General features: G+C 59.2%; 14 protein-coding genes and 1 CRISPR repeat array. Of the genes, 2 read left to right on the plus strand and 12 right to left on the minus strand.

Annotation, left to right across the window (positions count from 1 at the left end; translation table 11 throughout):
• Positions 1-495: 495 nt before the first annotated feature.
• Positions 496-1844: direct repeats of the CRISPR family, unit length 32 nt; unit sequence GTTTCAATCCACGCCCCCGCGCGGGGGGCGAC.
• 190 nt (positions 1845-2034) lie between these two features.
• From cas2 to BW950_RS01035, 10 genes are all read right to left on the minus strand, one after another.
• The gene (gene cas2, locus BW950_RS00990) at positions 2035-2325 is read right to left on the minus strand and encodes a CRISPR-associated endonuclease Cas2 (protein ID WP_076487423.1); all 291 of its coding nucleotides are present in this window, start codon (positions 2323-2325) and stop codon (positions 2035-2037) included.
• Positions 2326-2329: 4 nt separating this feature from the next.
• Positions 2330-3361 (minus strand): type I-C CRISPR-associated endonuclease Cas1c, encoded by a 1032-nt coding sequence (cas1c, locus tag BW950_RS00995; RefSeq protein WP_076487424.1) that lies wholly within the window; start codon positions 3359-3361, stop codon positions 2330-2332.
• Positions 3358-4017 carry a CRISPR-associated protein Cas4 gene (cas4, locus tag BW950_RS01000; protein ID WP_076487425.1) on the minus strand — a complete coding sequence of 220 codons (660 nt, stop codon included), beginning with the start codon at positions 4015-4017 and terminating at the stop codon, positions 3358-3360. The genes cas1c and cas4 overlap by 4 nt, the downstream gene beginning before the upstream one ends.
• A 26-nt stretch (positions 4018-4043) precedes the next feature.
• On the minus strand, positions 4044-4634 hold the full coding sequence (locus BW950_RS01005; protein ID WP_200796772.1) for a Fic family protein: 591 nt from the start codon (positions 4632-4634) through the stop codon (positions 4044-4046).
• 60 nt (positions 4635-4694) lie between these two features.
• A complete protein-coding gene (gene cas7c, locus BW950_RS01010) occupies positions 4695-5576 on the minus strand; it encodes a type I-C CRISPR-associated protein Cas7/Csd2 (protein ID WP_076487427.1) in 882 nt (293 codons plus the stop codon).
• A gap of 38 nt (positions 5577-5614) precedes the next feature.
• Positions 5615-7372 carry a type I-C CRISPR-associated protein Cas8c/Csd1 gene (gene cas8c, locus BW950_RS01015; RefSeq protein ID WP_076487428.1) on the minus strand — a complete coding sequence of 586 codons (1758 nt, stop codon included), beginning with the start codon at positions 7370-7372 and terminating at the stop codon, positions 5615-5617.
• Positions 7369-8088: a type I-C CRISPR-associated protein Cas5c gene (gene cas5c / locus BW950_RS01020; protein ID WP_076487429.1), complete on the minus strand. Its 720-nt coding sequence runs from the start codon at positions 8086-8088 to the stop codon at positions 7369-7371. Before cas5c ends, cas8c begins: the two co-directional genes overlap by 4 nt.
• 16 nt (positions 8089-8104) lie before the next feature.
• Positions 8105-10360 (minus strand): CRISPR-associated helicase/endonuclease Cas3, encoded by a 2256-nt coding sequence (locus tag BW950_RS01025; RefSeq protein WP_083943622.1) that lies wholly within the window; start codon positions 10358-10360, stop codon positions 8105-8107.
• A 122-nt stretch (positions 10361-10482) separates the two neighbouring features.
• Positions 10483-11538 carry a helix-turn-helix transcriptional regulator gene (locus BW950_RS01030; RefSeq protein ID WP_200796773.1) on the minus strand — a complete coding sequence of 352 codons (1056 nt, stop codon included), beginning with the start codon at positions 11536-11538 and terminating at the stop codon, positions 10483-10485.
• A gap of 304 nt (positions 11539-11842) precedes the next feature.
• Complete coding sequence (locus BW950_RS01035; protein WP_076487431.1) at positions 11843-16816, minus strand: hypothetical protein; 4974 nt, start codon at positions 16814-16816, stop codon at positions 11843-11845.
• Between the two features lie 61 nt (positions 16817-16877).
• Here BW950_RS01035 and BW950_RS01040 point away from each other — a divergent pair, with 61 nt between their 5' ends.
• Both BW950_RS01040 and BW950_RS01045 read left to right on the plus strand, forming a co-directional pair.
• Positions 16878-17783, plus strand: a complete 906-nt coding sequence (locus BW950_RS01040) for an ion transporter (protein WP_076487432.1) — start codon at positions 16878-16880, stop codon at positions 17781-17783.
• A 2-nt stretch (positions 17784-17785) separates the two neighbouring features.
• The gene (locus BW950_RS01045) at positions 17786-18181 is read left to right on the plus strand and encodes a DUF503 domain-containing protein (RefSeq protein ID WP_234968995.1); all 396 of its coding nucleotides are present in this window, start codon (positions 17786-17788) and stop codon (positions 18179-18181) included.
• Between the two features lie 37 nt (positions 18182-18218).
• On the opposite strand, the gene BW950_RS01050 is transcribed toward BW950_RS01045, so the two are convergent.
• A complete protein-coding gene (locus BW950_RS01050; RefSeq protein ID WP_076487433.1) occupies positions 18219-18899 on the minus strand; it encodes a late competence development ComFB family protein in 681 nt (226 codons plus the stop codon).
• Positions 18886-19344: a hypothetical protein gene (locus BW950_RS01055; protein ID WP_076487434.1), complete on the minus strand. Its 459-nt coding sequence runs from the start codon at positions 19342-19344 to the stop codon at positions 18886-18888. The genes BW950_RS01050 and BW950_RS01055 overlap by 14 nt, the downstream gene beginning before the upstream one ends.
• Positions 19345-19363: the final 19 nt, after the last annotated feature.

Genomic DNA, 19363 nt, shown 5'->3' on the forward strand with positions numbered 1-19363 from the left:
CTCCTGGAGAGACATTCTCTCCAGAAGCACCCGGTATTAACAGGTGGGGATAATGTTACGGTTACGTAAAAAAATCATATCATCGCATGCGCCACCACCAAACTCGCCTTTGTCAACGATCAGAGTTTTCCGATACGCCCGACAGCGGACTCGCAGGATCGGGACTAACCGACTGTAATGGTATTTCTTGTACGCTCCGTGACGGGTGAAGCAGCCGAGCTTTCTGCAGTGCGGACAGCCTTCTTCCCTGAGAATTGATCTCCAGAAGATTTCTATCCAGCTGAGGCTGTAGTCAAATACGGAACGGTCGATTAGTATAACTGTAGTTGGTGGGGGAAATCGGGTAGGCCGCTAACCTATGAGCCCGGTTTCCTTTCCCCTTTCTTTCAAGTCTCAACTACAGTATTTCGGTTATATTCCCTGATTCATAAACAATTAGTGCGGGCCTCAACAGGGGCGACTAGCGTCCTTCCAGCTTTGCAAACTCGGATACCTGTTTCAATCCACGCCCCCGCGCGGGGGGCGACCGAACCCACCACCAAGCCAGACCCTCCTCAATCAGTTTCAATCCACGCCCCCGCGCGGGGGGCGACGTTCTCGCGTAGCCTCTTCCTGTGCGATTCTTCTGTTTCAATCCACGCCCCCGCGCGGGGGGCGACCGATGAGGCACCGCGCACGACACCCGGTTCTCTGGTTTCAATCCACGCCCCCGCGCGGGGGGCGACGTGTTCGTTCCCTGGGGCGTGTGAGCCTTATCACGTTTCAATCCACGCCCCCGCGCGGGGGGCGACGGTAGATCGCTCCGGCAAACGGCTCGACCTCGCTGTTTCAATCCACGCCCCCGCGCGGGGGGCGACCTGGATGGTTTTTTTGCTGAGCTCAGGGACGCCGTTTCAATCCACGCCCCCGCGCGGGGGGCGACCAAAGGACTTGCATATCCGGCTGGCGGGGTTTGGTTTCAATCCACGCCCCCGCGCGGGGGGCGACGGCATTTCTCCCAGGATAGAGAAGCTATTTTTGTGTTTCAATCCACGCCCCCGCGCGGGGGGCGACCTGCCGCCGGTCAGTATACCGGCAAAAATCAAGGTTTCAATCCACGCCCCCGCGCGGGGGGCGACGTCCCGTGGCGAGCAGGGCGCACATTGAGCTATGGTTTCAATCCACGCCCCCGCGCGGGGGGCGACGTCCCGTGGCGAGCAGGGCGCACATTGAGCTATGGTTTCAATCCACGCCCCCGCGCGGGGGGCGACCACACTCCATCATTGCCTTTATATCGGCCTTCATGTTTCAATCCACGCCCCCGCGCGGGGGGCGACTCGGCGTCTACCTCACGCTTCTGGGCGCGATGGTGTTTCAATCCACGCCCCCGCGCGGGGGGCGACCCTGATGACTGGCCGGTGGGTGCTTGTGAAACTAGTTTCAATCCACGCCCCCGCGCGGGGGGCGACGTCCCTTGATACCCACTGACCTGACCCATCCAGCGTTTCAATCCACGCCCCCGCGCGGGGGGCGACCTCGGAAAATCCGAGAAAGCCAGCGGGAAAATTTGTTTCAATCCACGCCCCCGCGCGGGGGGCGACGAGAGCAAAGGGGGTTGGTCGTGAGTGATGAGATGTTTCAATCCACGCCCCCGCGCGGGGGGCGACCTGAGCGGGCGATGAGCCGATATTCTTTCAAGCTGTTTCAATCCACGCCCCCGCGCGGGGGGCGACCCATGACAGGAGGCGGGGAATGAGGAAAATAGTAGTTTCAATCCACGCCCCCGCGCGGGGGGCGACCGACCGGCCTTTTACCCTGTGGCAACGCGGCGATGTTTCAATCCACGCCCCCGCGCGGGGGGCGACCTTCCAATTATAACTCTTTTTTGGCCTGTGAGTTAAGAGCGCCGATTCGCGAACGTCGTTCACGCTCGACGAGCGAGGCTGCTTTTCCTTCTCTATGCTGTAAAAGATCATTGCTACAAAAAGAATTACGGCTTCCGCGAAACCTCCGGGAGTTCCTGAACCTTTACGGTTCGCGATGTCTCCTCAGCAGTCAAACTATCATCGGTCCTTCCATGTCCAGGGACGGTTTTGCGCCGATGTGCTCGACCTTGCGTTTGTAGTTTGATCCGAGATGATAATAGCGGAGACTGTCCTGTTCCCGGTCTATGATCTTCTCGAGGTTATTTTTTAGCCGCATCCACTGGGCGGGGTCAAGGATGCACTCGAATACGGAGTACTGCACGCGTTGTCCGTAGTTCTGGCATTCCTTGGCAATTTTACGCAATCTCGCAGCTCCGCCGGGTGAGGTCACCGCTACATCGTAACTGACAAGCACCATCATGTCGTTATCTCCAGAAAAAAGGTGGATATCCGTCGATATCGCCCCGAATATACCGGGCGAGTAGATTTGCCTGAACAAAGAACAGTAGGCCGATGGGAATAGATTCATCGATGTACGGATGAAACACTTCTTTTTGTTTTCTGGTCTGGTATTCGGTCAGAAGCGTCTTTCGCGTATCATCGTCCATTACGACAGCACCGTTTTCCGCGATCTTAAACCCGGCCTTGCCGATCTGACGCCGGTTGATCAATGAAAGAACGAGACGATCCGCGATTACCGGTCGAAACTCTTCCATCAGATCGAGCGCCAGTCCTGGGCGTCCCGGCCGGTCCCGGTGCAGAAACCCCACCGACGGGTCAAGGCCAACGGTTTCCAAAGCAGATCTGACATCATGAGCAAGTAGCGTATATGTGAACGAGAGCAAGGCGTTCACTTCGTCCAGCGGGGGGCGACGGTTACGTTCCCGGAATACGAACGTCTCTTTCTGGTCGATGATTAAATGATTGAATACGCTAAAGTAATGTGCGGCGGCGATTCCTTCGATACCGCGGATCTCGTCGGTTGTTGTCGCCTTATCGATCTGGCGAAAAAAAGCGGCCATCCTGGAAGATGCTGCTTTCAGCGCGGTTCCATCCACTTTTTCCTTATGGTCACGAAGGGTGCGGTTTACGGTGACTCTGCTATTCGCAATCTTAGCCGATACAACATTTGCTGCTATCTCTCGTGTCGCCATCGGATCGTCCGCTTTCCGGTACTGTTCCCGGCGCAAGAGAACATTTCCGCTTATCGGCCCCCGTACAGAGGCGAGAAACCGTCCGTATTCCGTCAGGAAAGAGACACTGACATCCTTTTCGGCACAGAAACCCAGAAGAAAGGGCGAACAGAGAACGTTGCCAAAGCAAACCAGACCGCCGAGACCGTGTATTGGCAGTTGTAGAACCTTCTTTGTCGCCTGTTCCACCACGAGGGTTTCGCCCTCCTTGCGGAGGTAGCTACCTTGGGTGGATACGTAGAGAGTGTTGAGCAGCTTTCTCAAGTTTCTTCCTCCTTTAGTCCCAGGCGAAGTTGGTTGGCTACATACCGGGACACGCGTTTACCTCCACCTGATGTAGCCCGGGGCATACAGAGCTCATAGAGAGAGCAACGGTCACACTTCTGTTTCCTGTACTCAGCTTGTGGGGTTTCCGTGGACAGGAACAGCTGCTGCACGAGCCGAATCACGGTCTGCGTCCGGTCCCGCAGTTCCTGATCAAAGGCAACGGTGGAACGACGATGTTCCTGCAGATAGTAGAACTGCCCTTCCGGAATACCGGTACCGAACATCTCTTCAAGACACAGGGCCTGGGCACAAAGCTGTACGTTGTCCACATCGGCAGGTTTTGTCTTTCCCCGTTTGAACTCAACCGGGCGGATCATCGCGTACTTACCGGTTCCGGATTTCTCGAACTCCACAAGATCAGCTTTTCCGATCAGCCCGTGTTCCAGCGATCGAACCGCCATACCGTACTCGGCGCGCCGGGCACGCCGGGACTCATGGTGTTCCTTGTCTACACGTTCGTGGAGAATGCGCCCTTCAGCCGTGTAGAGGTTCTCCCGCCAGAGCTGCTCGATGTGTATGAGCGCAACCTGCCGCTCGCAATACATCGCATGCTGCAGCGCGGAGATCGGAATCAGTTCGTCTTCGGTGAACACTTTTTAGCACCCATTTTAGTACCCATTTACCAGTTGACGGTTTTCCTCCAGCGGGCGTTGTGTCCCCGTCCGGTTGATTGGATTCGCTTGTCGTCACGCAGTCGTTTCAGAATACGCCGGACCATCTCCAGGCTCACCTCGAGACATCTGTCACGGATCCCGGAAATGCTGAACGATTGGTTTTTTTTCGCGATCGCCTGCAGGATCAGTTCCGTCTTGTTTCCTCGCCCGTTTCCAACGTCGGACAGCCGTTGTTCATACTCCTTGTACGCACCGGCATCCCAGGTATCCCCCCGCACGAGACGATGCAGATCCAGCACTGTCTTCTCAGTTATCGGGATCGCGTCACCGTCGTCGTGAATCCGCGACAAGGCCTGACGGTATTCCCGCACCTCTTCCTCGTCACGATCACGCAGATGCGGGGGCCCGAAAACAACCGTGTTGATCCGGGATTGATCAATTTCCACGCCTTCTATCCGGTTAGAAGAGACGGTGCTCTCCACCAGAGCGTGCTGCCAGAGTGCCTGGAGTTTCTGCGACGCCCGTCGAGTAAGCATTTCCTGCCTGCCTTTGAACTCACCGAGATCGGCCAGATACCACCGAACGGTTGCCGGCATAGATGAAAACTCTCCCGGAAAACGCCGCAGAGTCGTCACAGCGAGAAACTCCTTTAACTGTTACAGCATCTCCGTCATCTGCACAGTATCCGGCAGTTTTTCGTGATGCACAACGATCTGGTAATCGGAAAACGCTCGTGAGGGACCGTTCTCGCTACTTGCCCTTCGGACTTCGATTGTCTCAAACAGTTTGTGTGCCGGAGCGTTTCCGAGCTTGGTGGCGTGTTTGAAGACGAAGAGCTTCCGGGCGGCCATTTTGCCCCGGGCAGCAGCGTGATCGTGCTCGAACATATTGATCAGAGCTTCCCAGAAGAGCGCCAGATCTTCCTCTGAGAATCCGGTCTGTCCCGCCAGGTGAGCCGAGATGTATCCCTCGGCACGATAGAGGCCGTACGGAATGATATTCTTTTTACCCATGGTACGGTTATCGCCCTGTTGACTTTCCGCTTCCCGCTCCGTAGCAACAGCCATCCGAGTAATCGATATCTCCCGGGGAATCACCGGATCGATACTGCGGGCGAAATTCATCTGGGCCGGGCCTCGCACTTGCCCGCAGTTCACTTTCAGACTCATCACCGCGCCAAATGTACGAACATCGAAGAAGTTTGCGCACATCCACTCACGCGCTTTTTCTACCTCTTCGCCGGAGCCTTTGCGTTTGCCGTCAGTGGTCTTGCTGGCACCGATCGCTTTGTGAGCACGCTCGTGCGCGTGGACCAGGATCGCTTTTTCCCGTATATAGATCTCGTACGGGGATGCTCCTTGCTTCACTATTTCCACATAGTTGCGAACCTTGCGTTTAAGACATACGTCGGTCACGATTCCGTAATTGGTTTCCGGATCAACCCGAGGCAAGTTGCCTGCGTCAGGATCTCCGTTGGGATTACCGTTCTCAACGTCAAACAGATATACAAACTCGTAGCGATTGTTCAGTTCCGTCATCTTCTTGTTCCTCCGTGGTTCTGTAGTGCGTTTTGTGTTTACTCACCGTCAGTGGTGATGTCGACTTTTTCCGATTTTGTGAAGAACGCTTTTCGCTGGTGGTAATAGCCCAAGGCAAACATTCCCTGATCCTCAAGGCTGAGATGAGATGGAAAACGATCGATCCCATCTACTATTTCCTGAATAAGTTTTTCTTTGAACACCTTTGGTCCCTGCTCCAGCTTTGCCAGGTGGTGTTGATTCAATCTGAGCAGTTGAGAAAAAACCACTCCCGGTGTCGCCGAGGCGGCGCTGTAGAAGCGATCCTTGATCGTTGCATTTGTTCCGGGGATCGCTTCCGCCTGTGCTTTTTCCAGTACCGCAAAAAGCCGTCCCAGGCGGTACGCCACGTTGGTGGCATGCTCGTTTAACACTTTTGTCACCTCCATCGGTTTTGATTGTATTCGTGCGTTTCTTGTCAGCACCGCTTTGATCAGTGCCGCCCGATAGTATCCGATTACGCCATCCGCCCTTATCCGATCAATTAGCGCCGCGAGGATGTATGAGGGGTAAGCCGCACCGGTGAGGACCGATCGGGTCATTGCTCCCGCGAGGGTCGGTTTGATGTTCTCACTCTTGTGCTGTGGGGCCGTCTCGATGAGCAGATGCCAGATCCCGGGAAATTCAAGCTCATTGTCGTATTCGCGGACGATCTCCAAGTCCCGGAAGTGCTGTCCCAGAACTTTGTCCAGCTCAGCTACCGTCCCGGAGTGCCAGAATCGCACCGCCAGACGGGATGCATTTGGGGCGAGGCCGAGGATATGGAAGCGGACCGACTCGTCGATATCTTCCGGCTGCTTGCCGCTTCGGATCGACTGCAAATAGGTTCCCACAGATGCTGCCGTTTCTGCTCCTGACAGATTGGTCTCACGCGGATCCATCACGAATCCAAGAAAATTCTCGACGGGAGTTGTTCGTTCCGCCCAGAAGACTGTGGTCGCATCACCGATCTGGATCTTCTGCCGTGACTCAAAGCGAAGCAGGTGGTTAAGTGCGGTGGTGTAGGCAAAGGCGGCGTCCGTTCCTACTGGCGCGTTGTAGCTTTGCTCCTTCCCGTACGACGTAAATGTATCCAGATTGAACGATACGATCGCCGCGCCCATTGTCTGAGCGTCCCGGACACCTTTGATCTTGTTATGAAGTCGCGCGACCGTCGCCCTTTTCCCGGTGATCAGACAGGTCTGCTCCTGCAACGGTTCGTCGCCATCGCCACGATCGTTTGCTCCGGACGCCCAGGCGTTTATCCAGGTGTCCCGTACGAGAGGCCGCTCGTGAATGTAGCGCTGCTCGTCTACCAGTCGGAAGACAAGGTTCGTGCCGACGATCTCTAACCAGCTTTCAAGTGACGGTGCGTGTGCAGGGACCCATGCGTCGAGAAAGCGCAATGTAGCTCGCATTCCTTCATCGTCGATGCCGTCACCGATCTCGTGGTTCCATGCCCGGAAAGCCTCAAATGTTTTCTGGCTTCGCTCAGGTTTGCCCTTATCGTCTGCGCCGAGCACGTATCCGGTATTATCCCACAGGAAGTTTGCTGCGATGTTCACCGATTTTACGACTGCTTCAGGCACCATCATTGAGACGGGACGTGGCGTCTTCCGGGTTGTATCACGGATATCCTGTATCTGAACCAGATTTCCGTCATTATCGAGAACGAGTGCCCAGGAGATATTCTGCGGCGAGTATCCGGGTGGCGCAATGCCTGATCCGGGGTCGCCGTTTAAACGCTGGTAGTACGAGTACAACTCCTGCAAAATCATGACAGCACCTCCTCGCTTTCAAACGGCGGGACGTGGAGGACGCCGTTATCCAGGCGAGCACGGAAAAACCGCGGCGTCATCTCGTTCTCAAAATCTATATCGTGCAACATCCAGCCCAGTTCGCGGGTCGCATCGCTGCCGGTCAACAGTGTTTGTGGTATTTCATCCTTATCGATCCACGAGAAATCCACGGGGAACTCTCGCGTCCCGAAGTACGGCTGGTGAAAGCACTGACCCTGCTTTGCGCGACGGCTGAAGATCTCCAGATGTTTGGCGGGTTTGTCGTCGCTATGCTCGACCTCGCCCATCTCGTCCGGAGTCTTCGCTCGATCGGTCAGACGAAACGATGCTTCGATTACATAATCCACGTCTTTGAGAACGAGGGAGGCCCGCTGCTGTCGGTCCTCCTCGATAAATACCTCGACTGGTGATGTTCCGTCGCTCATCGCTCGCCGGACCGTGCCAATTGGTACCTTCACCCCGGCCGAGCCGGAAACACCCAGCTCGTTTCGTCGGATGTTGGTAAACCGGATTGGCGCGAGTACATGGATTCGTTCGACAACCCACCGGATCGCTGGTTTCCAGTAGATTGCCTCCAGGATTCCCCGCGCCGCAGATGGTGTCATTACGTCGTAACTCACCCGTTCCACTTTCATTTCGGGACGAGTAAAGCACGCATACCGTCCGCTGACACGGAGGGCTATACCGTATGCCATCCCTTCACCTCCTTTCTTACCCCATGACAATTAGGTTTTCCGCCAAGTAAAACGACGGTACCGTCGGATTAAGTCCGAGACGATCGTCGTACGCTTCTTTCATGCCAAAGTCGGTCATTACATACTGCTCCTCCCTGATTCGCTGTACGTATCCTGCCTGTAATAGCGTCGCCACCGCACGTGGTCTCAGTGAGACGGTGTACGGCTGAAGTCGACGGAGGATCGCCCCGGGGTAATCTGTTTTTTCCAGCGCCCGGCAAAGATTGCGGGCATGTTTATCGTTTGGTACGATGATCCCGATCTGCTCGTCAGCGATCAGGCGATACTTCCCTGATACAGTCTTGAAGGGGAAATCACCGCGAGTAGTACCAGTCCGGAAGTCGTCGAGGATTCGCTCCTTGTCGAGGCCTCCACTCTCATCTTTGATCCAGTAGAGTTCCCGGAAGAACTCCCGCACCGTGCTGGATCGCAGAATTTTCGACTCACGCCCCCGGAGCACGAGTTCCGCGATTTGCGCGTTCTGCCGGAAGTATCCTGCTGGTAAGCCACCTTCAGGACGAAAGACATGAACTTTTCCGCGACCAGCCAGTTTACCCTCCCGATTACAACGCCCCGCCGCCTGCACGATTGAATCGATACCTGCAAGTGCCCGGTAAACGACGGGGAAATCCAGATCCACGCCTGCCTCCACCAGCTGGGTGCTGACAACGCGGCATGGTTTACGCTCTGCCAGGCAATCACGTATTTCGTCCAGAACGGCTCGACGGTGGGTCGGACACATCAGGGCGGAAAGGTGGAAGACATCGGCGCTTTCCGCATCGAGCAGTTCCACCAGTTTGCGTGCGTGGCCGCGGGTGTTGACGATGCAGAGAACCTGTTCTTCCGTTGCGAGGCGGCTGGCAAGTTCTTTATCCTGTACTTCACCGATCATCGTGGCATCCACCCGATCGAACACTCGTTCCAGTTCTTCCGGGTTGCTGACTATTTCCCGTACCTGTGGAAGTCCTCCTTGGAAGGACTCGTTCGCGATTAACGCAGGCTGTGTGGCCGTGCAGAGAACGATAGTGGATCGGTATGTCTCGGATAATTCGCGAATCACTTCTATTGTTGGTTTCAGAAACGGCACGGGCAACATCTGAGCTTCATCCAGAATAACCACGCTGCGCGCCACATTATGCAATCGCCTCGTTCTGGATGACCGGTTGGAGAAGAAGGACTCGAAGAACTGTACGTTGGTCGTTACTATGATCGGGGGATCCCAGTTCTCGCACGCCAAACGGCGTCGTTCTTCCCGGTCTTCATCGACATCATCGCGATCCGGCACCAGGTTGGAATGGTGCTCCAGCACTACCTCGTCGCCGAAAACTGACCGGAATATCTGTGCTGTCTGTTCGATGATCGACGTATAGGGAATTACGTAAATTACCCGGCGCAAGTCATGCTGAACAGCGTGATCCAGGGCGAATGCGAGTGACGACAATGTCTTGCCTCCCCCGGTAGGTACCGAAAGCGAACGTAATCCGGGAGCTTCCCGCGCAGCGCACCGGCACTCTGCCAGGATCTGTTGTCGCTGCCGGTTTACTACTGTCTCGGGAGCGTTTCCGACGAGCTTTATCAGGTGTTCATCGAGTTTCTTTTTCAGCATAATGATCGTAGGATACGTCCCGCGGGCATTGTGTCGGTCCGGATCCACGAAGGCTTCCGTATCGAGAAAATCCGCATCCACTAGGCATGAGAAAACCATGCGGGTAAAGAACGCTGCCTGAAATCCGAGTCTGCGTTGGTCAGGATTCGGTCCGGTGAACGGAACCGGTTCTATCTCCGGCAGTTCGTCCGCGAGGAGTCCCGGACTCGGCTCACTTCGGTTAAGCCGACGCGACAAACATGACTCGTCGTCGCCGGAAGCGCCGTCGGGTATTCCCGTATGGTGTCCCGCGACGCAGTACGCCAGGAGTTTGCCGGCACCGGGCGGTTGCACGATTTTTTCGATTGCGTACTTGGCTCCCGGCGTTGAATGATCCGCGCGCTGTGCGTTTTCTCCTCGTATCAGGGCCCGGATTCTGCGCTGGTACTGTGAGAGACACTTCCCGTCGTCGTGAAGCAGACCGGCAACAACACCCCAGTTGCGACAACCGAAAAGGTCTGCGAAGATGCCGGCTTGTTTGGCCACACCGTGCAGGTGTTCCTCCAGTGGCTGCAGTGCACCGTCATTACGACTGTGCCCGACGAGGAATGACGGATCGTCTATCCGCTTGTCTAAGGTTATCTCCATGTAAAACTCTCTTGTTGCCGATACTCAATTGTCATGACCCGTATTTTCCGGTATCAGTGTTGCAGGTGCGGCAACACAAATCGCGAATGTTTCTCCGGTACGTGGGTCGGTGACGTCAAAGGCTACACAAACGTTTCCTTTTCTCTCTTGCTCTTGCTCTCGCGGTAAACCCCCAATCCCCGCTCAAAATCCCGCCGATGCTCCTCCCGGAGCCACGAGGGCTCGATTACTTCAACATCGGGACCCCAACCCCTGATCCAGGGATACATCTCCCGCGGTTCCGCTACGGCACCGCTCCAAATCAATCCGCCATCCTGCTGCGGTTCCAATGTCTGGCTGCCGTGCCACAGCGTTTCCGCGACGCGGTCCGCGACTGCCGGTCCGAAGCGAAGGACAACCTGCACGGGTGGGGCATCCCCAGCCCAGATACCCCATGCGTGCATCAGCCGGGAGGGAACCTTCTCCACGGGGATCGCTTTCAGGAGGCCCTCGTCCGGCTCCAGCAGGGTTATCTTGCGGATACGTTCTATCTTGAGCGTCCGGAAGCGGCCGGACGATGTGTGGTGCAGCGGGATGCCAGGTTTGCCGTCGGTCTGGTTGTTGGAGTCAAGGTCCCACGCCAGCAGGTGAACTGAACGTCCCTCATGGTGTGGTTCCAGCGTAAGCGGAACGAGTCGATAGATACGATCCTCGCCGTGATTCCGGGAATAGTGCGTTACTTCTATCGGTCGGTATTCCGTGATCGCGATACCCAGTTGTTCCATGATGGCACGGTATCGCACCCCCGGTTGATGTCCCGAGCCGGAGGGGAAGCGCTCGATCTCCTCTGCTGTTTCCCGAATTCGGTCAGCAAGACGGATACTGACTCGACCCTGGGCGTCCGCCAGCTTGCGGAGTGCCGCTGAAGCGTGTGGAAAGGGAAATTTCATGACCCGCGCGAAGAGGCGAGCCGCCAGATGCAGGGCCTCCAGTTCAAACATTGTCAATCTGATCGTGGTGAGATATCCCTTTTTGTCCAGAAACAGGCGGCCGGAATCGGATTCCTGCAGGGGAAGCATTGACGTTAGCGACGTGACATCCCGGCCGATAGTACTGCGGTGGACTCCCAGCCGGCCGGCAATTTCCGAACGGGACAAGCCATCGGGGTGATCCAGCAGAAGGCGTTCAATCTGTTGCATCCGGTCAGATTTAGCCACCTCTATAGTTATACAATGAATTTTCGCTAAAATGGGAATGAATGTTCCGCTCATCGTCACGAAGGGGGGATGAGTTAGCGAATACGTTGATCTTTTTCTCTTCGGGCCATGTCAGACGGGTAAAATCACGCTCCTCCGGGAAACCTTTCCCCATGCGCTATGGCACGATCTTCTGGAGAGCGATATCTTTTTCAGGCTCAGTGAACTCCGCCCCGGGTCAGTTCGCATGACGGATAACACCTGAATTTCCACGACCTCGATTACAGCTCTTCCCACCGCGCCGATCTCAATAGCGCAGCACCCCCTCCACCCCCGCCTGGATACCAAAAATGTGGAGGGCTCCCTCGTCGTATTCGGCGGTGTCGGTGTACCAGCCAAGATCGGCGTAGAGCCTGATCTCGCTGGAGGGGTTGATCACCAGGGTTGTGGAATGGCCCAGCTGGATCTCCCTGGTTTCGAGGTTGCCGTCGCGGCGTGTGGCCGAGGCGGTGAGCCGTTCCTGGTGCTCCAGGAAGGGTGACGTCTTCTGGCGTCGGAGAACGTCCAGAGGTGGATAGCTCTCCTGGCGCCACTGGTAGCCCAAAGTGGTGGAGGTTACGGTCTTGACCTCGTCGTTGCCTGTCACGGTGAGGGTGGTTACCAGCGAAGCCTCGCGGTGCGGTGCTATCAGCAGGGTCGTTTCCTGGAGCAGGGATGTCTCCCAGCGGGTGATCTCTCCCGGCACCGCTTCGATCAGGGAGAGGCTGAGGCGGTTGCGGAACTCGTCGCTCTCGTACCGCTCCGTCAGGGGGCGGCTTCCCCGGGACCCGAAGAGGTTTATCGCCCGGGCTGTGGCGGTGATCTGGTATGTGCGGGTATCGGTCCGGGTATCTCCTTCCCAGAGGGTGCGGCGCTGCAGGCTCCCCTCGGCCTCGGCGGGCAGGATCAGGTCCTGGAGGCGGGAGGCAAAAGAGCGGGTAAAGCCCAGGCCCGCCCGGGATTCGTAGCTGCGGTTCTCGCTGTTGCCCGAGAGGTCCTCCAGCCCCAGCGATTCCGGGGAGAGGAAGAGTTCCGCCAGGGGAGGGGCGCTCAGAATGACCGGTTCCCGGTGGAGCGCCCGGGCCCAGAGGGAGGCGTCCCGGGAGAGGGTGTCGCTCTCGACGCGCCGGGTGCTGCTGTAGGTGCGCTGGTACCGGGGGGTGATCCGCCAGAGTCGACGCCCCGGATCGGACTGCTCGTGGGGGATCGTCAGGTCCAGGAAGGCTTCCTGGCGTTGGGTCCCCGCTGTGGCGCTTCTGTTGCGCCAGCTGCCGCCGCTCTTCAGGGATGCTCCGTGGAGGAAAGCTCCGTGCCAGGACCCCTCGCCCGTCACCGAGGCCCGCCGTTCCTGGCGGGACGTTTCGCCCGAGGGTCCCTGGGAAAGGACGAACCGTCCTGTTTCCTGCCAGGACTCGCTGTAGTCTCCGCTCGAGAGCCTCCGGTCCAGGTCGGTCAGTTCGGCTGTGCCCTCCAGGGTGAGGTCCCAGGTTTCTCCCGAGGGGAGGGCCGCCCTGGTCTTCCAGTTCAGGAGGGTTTCCCGGTCGTCGCTGCGGTGAAGGTGGGAGAGGCGGTACCGTCCCAGGCGCGGGTCTCCCAGGGAGAGGGCGAGCCGTCGCTCTGCCAGGGGGCTGCGGGAGTCAAAATCCCGGTAGAACTCCTCTTCCAGGGTGAGTTCCCCCTCGCCGGGGGGAATCAGGGGGATCACCAGGTGGTGTCCCGCAGCGCCGGTGGTGCCGTAGCCCTCCTCACCCCGCAAGGCCAGCTCGCCCGAAACCCGGAATCGCTCCTGGCGATAGCTCGCCCGGCTGGTGGTGTCGAGGGTGCTCACCGAGGAGTCGCTCTCGCTGCCCCGGAACCCCTCGGTGTGAGCCCGCATTCCCTGCTCCAGGGTGAGGGTTCCCGGCCCCAGGGGGATGGTCCAGGCCGCATCCAGCCGCCCGGCGAAGGCGCTTCCCGCCCGGGGGTCCCGGGCGTGGAGTTCGTCGAAGTACAAGGCGCCCTCCGGGGATACCCCCACAAGGGTGATCTCTCCCAGGTGCAGCAGGGCCTGGCGGTCCCGGGGCAGCCGGGCTCTCTCGATCGTTCCGGACCAGCCCGAGACGGCCACAGACCCCGAGGAGAGATTCAGGGTGATCTCCCTCCAGGGGTCTTCCCCGGTTTTTCCCTGCAGGGCCTCGGCAGGGAGGGTTATGGTCAGGGTCTCCCGGAGGGGAGCTCCCCGATAGGGGGCCAGGGTCAGCTCCACCCGGGCCTCCGGGGGGGGATCGTCCGGATCGGTGTCCAGGTAGGCGTAGAAGACCAGGGTATCGTAGTGGTTCACCGAGAAATCGGGCAGGGGGAACTCGGCCCGCACCGGCGAGGGCTCCGACGATGAATCTTCCTCCCAGGATATCTTCAGAACGGGCTGGTCCCTGTCGTCGGGGTTGAACCGGCTCCGCACGGGGCCAAAGCGGGAACGCAGAGAGGGGGTGGCCGGGTCATCCTGCACTGCAGCCAGGGCGTTCCGGTCCCGTCCCGAGGTGATCGTGGCGTTGCCCCGCCGGTCCAGCTCCACCTCGCCGATCAGGAGCCGGCCCGAGAGGCCCGAGTTGCCCGGGTTTGTCACGAGGAAGCGCACGCCCCGAAGATCGGCCAGCCGCTCGGCCTCCTGGGGGGTGAGGGTCACGGTATGGCGCTGCCAGCCCGGGGCGGGGTCCAGCGATTCCGCCCCGGCACCTCCGGGGAGGGAGAGGATTCCCTGGGGAACCTCCTCCAGCAACACCCCGTCCCGGCGCGGGTCCTCGCGGTGGGGCGCCGTGAGCCCCGGGGCGTCCTGGCCTGCCCGGCGGAGCGATCCCGCCAGGGGGCCCTCGGGAAAGATAAAGGGAAAGGTCGGGTCCAGGGCGCTGCGTCCCGTGGCGGCCGTGCCGTCCCCGTCCAGGTCCTCTCCCAGGGCACCCAGGTGTATGTCCAGGCGGGGGTGGTCGGTCTGATTCTCGTCGGCCGGAAGATACCGGTAGGTCACCGTCACCTGCCGGGTATCGCGCAGGTCCGCCGGTGAGGCCGGGGCCCGCAGAAGGGCTCCCACCCACTGGTCATCCGCCAGGTCCTGCCATTCCAGGACGCCCACCGTGCCGGTGTAGGCGCTGTCGGTGCTGCGGGCCAGGTAGGGCCCCAGGCGCGCGCCTTCCCGGTCGGGATCGGCCTCCCGGGAGGTCTGGTAGGGCTGAAGAGAGGTGGACCCGAAGGTTCCCGTCTCCCAGTAATCCCGGTAGAGCGCTATTGCGCGGCTTTCCCGGGGAAAGGTCCGGGCCACCCCGGGGAGGTCCTCGGGAAAGGACGAGGGGAAGAGCGTTCGCTCCCGGGGTGCCAGGGTGAAGCTCCGGGCTTCTCCCCCGAAAAGCCGGAAATAGCCGGTGGTATCGGGTTGGTAGAGCTGTGCCGCAGCGGCTGCTTCCAGGGAGAGGCGGTTTCCCTGGAAGGTGGCTCCCGCCGAGACTGTGCCGTGGCCGGGGTGCTCTTCCATCTCCCGGGAGTATTGGGCCTCGCCAACGCTCCATCGGAGCCCTCCTGCCAGGGTCAGGAGCAGGGATTCCCGGGGTTCCCAGCGGGTTCCTCCAATAACGACCAGATCGTTCACCGGTTCGTCGGGAGTATAGACGCGGTAGCGCACTTCTATCTCTCCCCCCTGGCCGCTCTCCCGGGGCAGAAGAATCTCCCCCGTGTCGTAGTCGATCCGGGCTCCCCCCAGGGGGCGGCCGTTGCGTGTCACCGTCACGGTGCCGGGCACGATGTCTCCGTCCAGGTAGCGGGTTCCGCTGTCACCCTCGTATTCCAGAAGAATGTCGAAATCGGCCCTGCGGGCAGAACTCTCTGCGCCGGGTCCGTACATCGCGGCGTGGGAGGCCCGGGGCGAGCGGTCCGCGAAGGGGTGCATCCAGCGGAACCGGAGGTTTTCCTGGGGGTCAGCCTCCTCCCGGCGGATCACCCGCAGGAACGCCCCCTCTCCCACGGGTTCAATCACATAGAGCTCCTCCTCTGCCAGGGGAGTTCGGGTATTGCGGTGTACCAACCTCACCCGGGCATCGCCCCGCTCCAGGGCCCTGCCCGCTTCAGGGGGCAGGGAGTAGTGGTTTGCCGCAGCGAAGGGCGAGTAGAGGCCGGGCGAGGTCAGGATCACCCCCCGGCGGCCGGAGCCGCTTCCGGCTGTCACGGTCATTCGGTGGAACCCCGGATCTGTCCCGTAGGACTCCTCAAAAGCCGGGGCCGGAGTGTCTTCGTAGGGGAAGGGCACCGTCTCGTCCGTGGGGGTCCGCTCCTTGTCCAGCTTCACCACCCATCCCGAGGTATCCACCAGGGGAGTGTAGGATGCCGCCAGGGTGGTGTGCGGGGCAACCTGGGGCGCCAGGCGAATCATTCCCAGGGTTTCGTCCAGGACGTAATCTCCCTTTTCGGGGTCCAGACGGCGGAACCGCAGGGGCCGGTCCGGTTTGTCGGGGGTGATCAGAACGGACCCTTCCGGGTCCAGGGCGTAGACCGTGACATTTCTCACCGGGGCCTGGGGCAGCAGGAAGACCCTGTTCTGGAGGTATTCCTCGGGGGATATCCGCCGCTGCTCCAGCGCTCCCTGGTTGAAGCGGCGCTGCTCCAGGCGGGAACTCTCGAGCTGGAGCAGCAGTTCGTGGTAGGTCCGGGCCGTGGCAAGCCGGAGCACTGCTCCGGGATTGGGGGTGGTGCCGGTGTTTCCCCGGGCGCTTCCCGTGTACTGGTAGGGGTAGGAGGAGATCGTCAGGGGAACGTTTCCCAGGACCACCTCCTGGATCAGCTCATCCTCTTCACCGATATAGCCCGCCGCGAGGGTATTCAGGCGGGATTGATCCTCGAAGGAGGCCTCGAAGAAGAACTTTTGATAAAGCCAGAGTGATATTACCAGGTCCAGGGTTTGGGAGAAGGGCTCCGTTTCGAACCCCCGATAGGGATACGGCGCGGTTACCCGTCGGCCCGTGTCAGGCAGTTTGGGGTGCAGGGCAAAGCCCCAGGAAACTCGTGTCGAGGCCAGCCAGCTTCCAAGCAGGTGGATCTCTACCTCGGCATCTTCCCGGTCCAGGGAGAAAAGCGCAGCCGGGGCCTCTTCCTGTTCAAAGGGATTATAGGGCTCCCAGGCTGAGCCGGGCCGCAGAGGGATCACCAGAAAAAGCAGAAGAAGCGGGATAAACCAAGTCGCGCGTGATATTGATCTGGTTGAGCCGTCCCGCATGGCCATAGTATGATGCAGGGGTGGTGTTTCTGAACAGCAAGATCGAAAAACCAGGTGGTGCAAGAGAATGAAAAAAACACGGGCTATTCTTGAGCTTCTGGCCCTGGTGGCGGTTCTGGCCGTCCTGATGCAGACAATCCTGGAAGATCTGGCCGTTCTGGCCGGTTGGAGTGTTTCCCTTCGGAGGGGGCTTCTCTTTGCGGGGCTGGGTCTGGATGTTTTTCTTACCATTGAATATATCCTTCGAGGATATCACGCATACCGGTATCGACACTTCCGGAAGTATCTTTTTCGTCAGGGGGGCTGGATCGATCTGGTGGCGAGCATGCCGCTGCTGCTCCTGGCAAGCGGCCCTGCTGCCCTGGCAGAGTTGGCCGGGGGGCTTGCTGTTGCCCCGGGGGGGCTGCTCCTGGCGGTGCGGCACCTGCGTCTGCTCCGGTTTCTGAAGCTTTTTCGCTATCTCGGTCCTGGTTCCGGTGCGGTGGCTGGTGGTTCCCTCCCGGCGGGCCGCATCACCCCGGTCGTGCGGGGACGGGCTCCCCTGGTTGTGGCGGCGGCGGTGGTGGCTCTGACGGGGGTCGAGCTGGCGCTTCCCTCGGGAAGTATCGCCGAAGCGGAGGATATCCAGAGACAGGAGCGTACGCTCACCGCTCTTCAGGAGCAGAACCTCCTTGGTCAGCCCGAGGAGCTGCGCCGGTTTCTTGAGGCCCGGGAGGTGCTCCTTCTGGAATACCAGGGAAGGGTTCTCTACAGCCGGTACAGCCAGACAGACTATGAAGACCTCTACGGCCCTGGTGATTACCAGGTTCTGGAGCGGGGCGATCTGTTGATTTTCGGTGATCTCAAACCGTTTCTGCGCAACCGGGCTGCGGCGGGTCTGCGCTACGCCACCCTGGCGGCTGTCCTTGTTCTGGGGATCGGATTTCTGGGAGCAGGGGGTATTCCGGGAGGCACCAGGGAGGAGGATCCCTAGCCATGACCGTCACCATGCTTCTGGCGATTCTGGAGTTGCCGGGGCTTTCGTCGCTGAAAGACAAGCGCCGGATTGTGCACAGTCTTCGGGACCGTCTCATTCGTACCTACAAGGTGAGCGTTGCCGAGGTCGATCTTCAGAACAGTCACTGTTTTTCCCAGATCGGAGTAGCCCTGGTGAGTAACGACAGGGTCTACGGCGAGCGGGTTATGCAGAAGGTCCTGTCCTTTCTGGAAAATAACCTCCCGGGACGGATCTCGGACGTTCAGATTCACAGCGAGATCTACGAAACGCCCCCTCCCGAAGATGATCATCCCGAAGATGATTCCCTGAGGGCAGGATGTCACCTGGAAAACCACCTGGAGCCAGCGGGCGATCGGAAGCCGGAAGCCCCCTGACGGTGATTCCCGTTCAGGGGAGGGCGTCACGAGTGCATCAGGAAAACATGTACAGATCGGGCAGGGTATGGTCCCGTTGCATGCTCACCATCGTTGCAACGGCCTTCTCGCTGGTGCACTCCAGGGAGAAAAAATGTGTCACCGGGTTGAACCCCGGACCCTCCAGGAGAATCTCGAAATCGAACGTCCGGGTGGCCTGTTCTTCCTCGGCCACCACCGAAGCGGGCCAGAAATTATACATGCCGCGCGTTTTTTCCGAGGTCGTGTAGGGGTTGCTCCAGCGGTTGTCGAACATGGCGGCCTCGGTTCCCCCCTGCCGAAGGGTGACGGTGATCTCGCTGAGGGGGAAAAAGCTGTTCCCGTCCAGGACGCGGCCCTTGATGGTGGGAAAGTTGAAACAGGGGCCGGGAGGGACCGATCCCGAGGGAGTGCCGTAGAAGGCCCTGGAGACGGCGCTGACCCGCTGCAGCCCTTCATGGGCCAGACGAACCAGATCAACCTGGAGTTGGGTGTCCCCCCGGAGTTCTTCCGTCAGGTGGGCGTAGCCCCGGCCCGAGCTGATGTAGCGTGGGGGAATCCGGTTCAGAACGTAGCAGATTGCATCGAGGCGGCACTCCTGGGAGGTATTGTACCGGGGAGACTGGCTGGCGCTATCCTCGTTGCATACGTCCTGGACCACGGCTGCGGCGATCTCTTCCAGAAGATTACGAATTTCCATGGGCGTCTCCTGTTTCTGTTTCAAAATTAATCTCGAAGATCTCCTGTTGCGCCTCCACGGCGTCGCGGAAATCCCGGACCGTCTCTTTCAGGGCAAAATAGTTGAGGCCTGCAAAGTAGATCTTGGAACAAACCGTGTGGACGATCTCCTCGTCGGCGATCTGAATGGTGAAGTAGCACCCAAACTCGTAGAGGGTATGCATGACCTCCTCGATGCGCTCCCGAACGAAATCGGCCATGGCGCCGGAGAAGGTGAAGGTATAGGCGAGTTCCAGGAACTTGGAATCGGCATCGATAAAGAGATCCGCTTCAAAGCCATCGGGGGTGGTAAATCCTGCGTCGTAGCTCTCCTCCGAGAGCTCTCCCGGGTGTAGCTCGTATCCCAGCTCACGGACGAGGACACTCACGCGGTGGATGCGCTCCTGCATCAGACGGTTCTGCTTCATCTCTCCCGTGATTGTACTG

The sequence above is a fragment of the Alkalispirochaeta americana genome, assembly GCF_900156105.1.
In the GTDB taxonomy this organism is placed as follows: Bacteria; Spirochaetota; Spirochaetia; order DSM-27196; family Alkalispirochaetaceae; genus Alkalispirochaeta; species Alkalispirochaeta americana.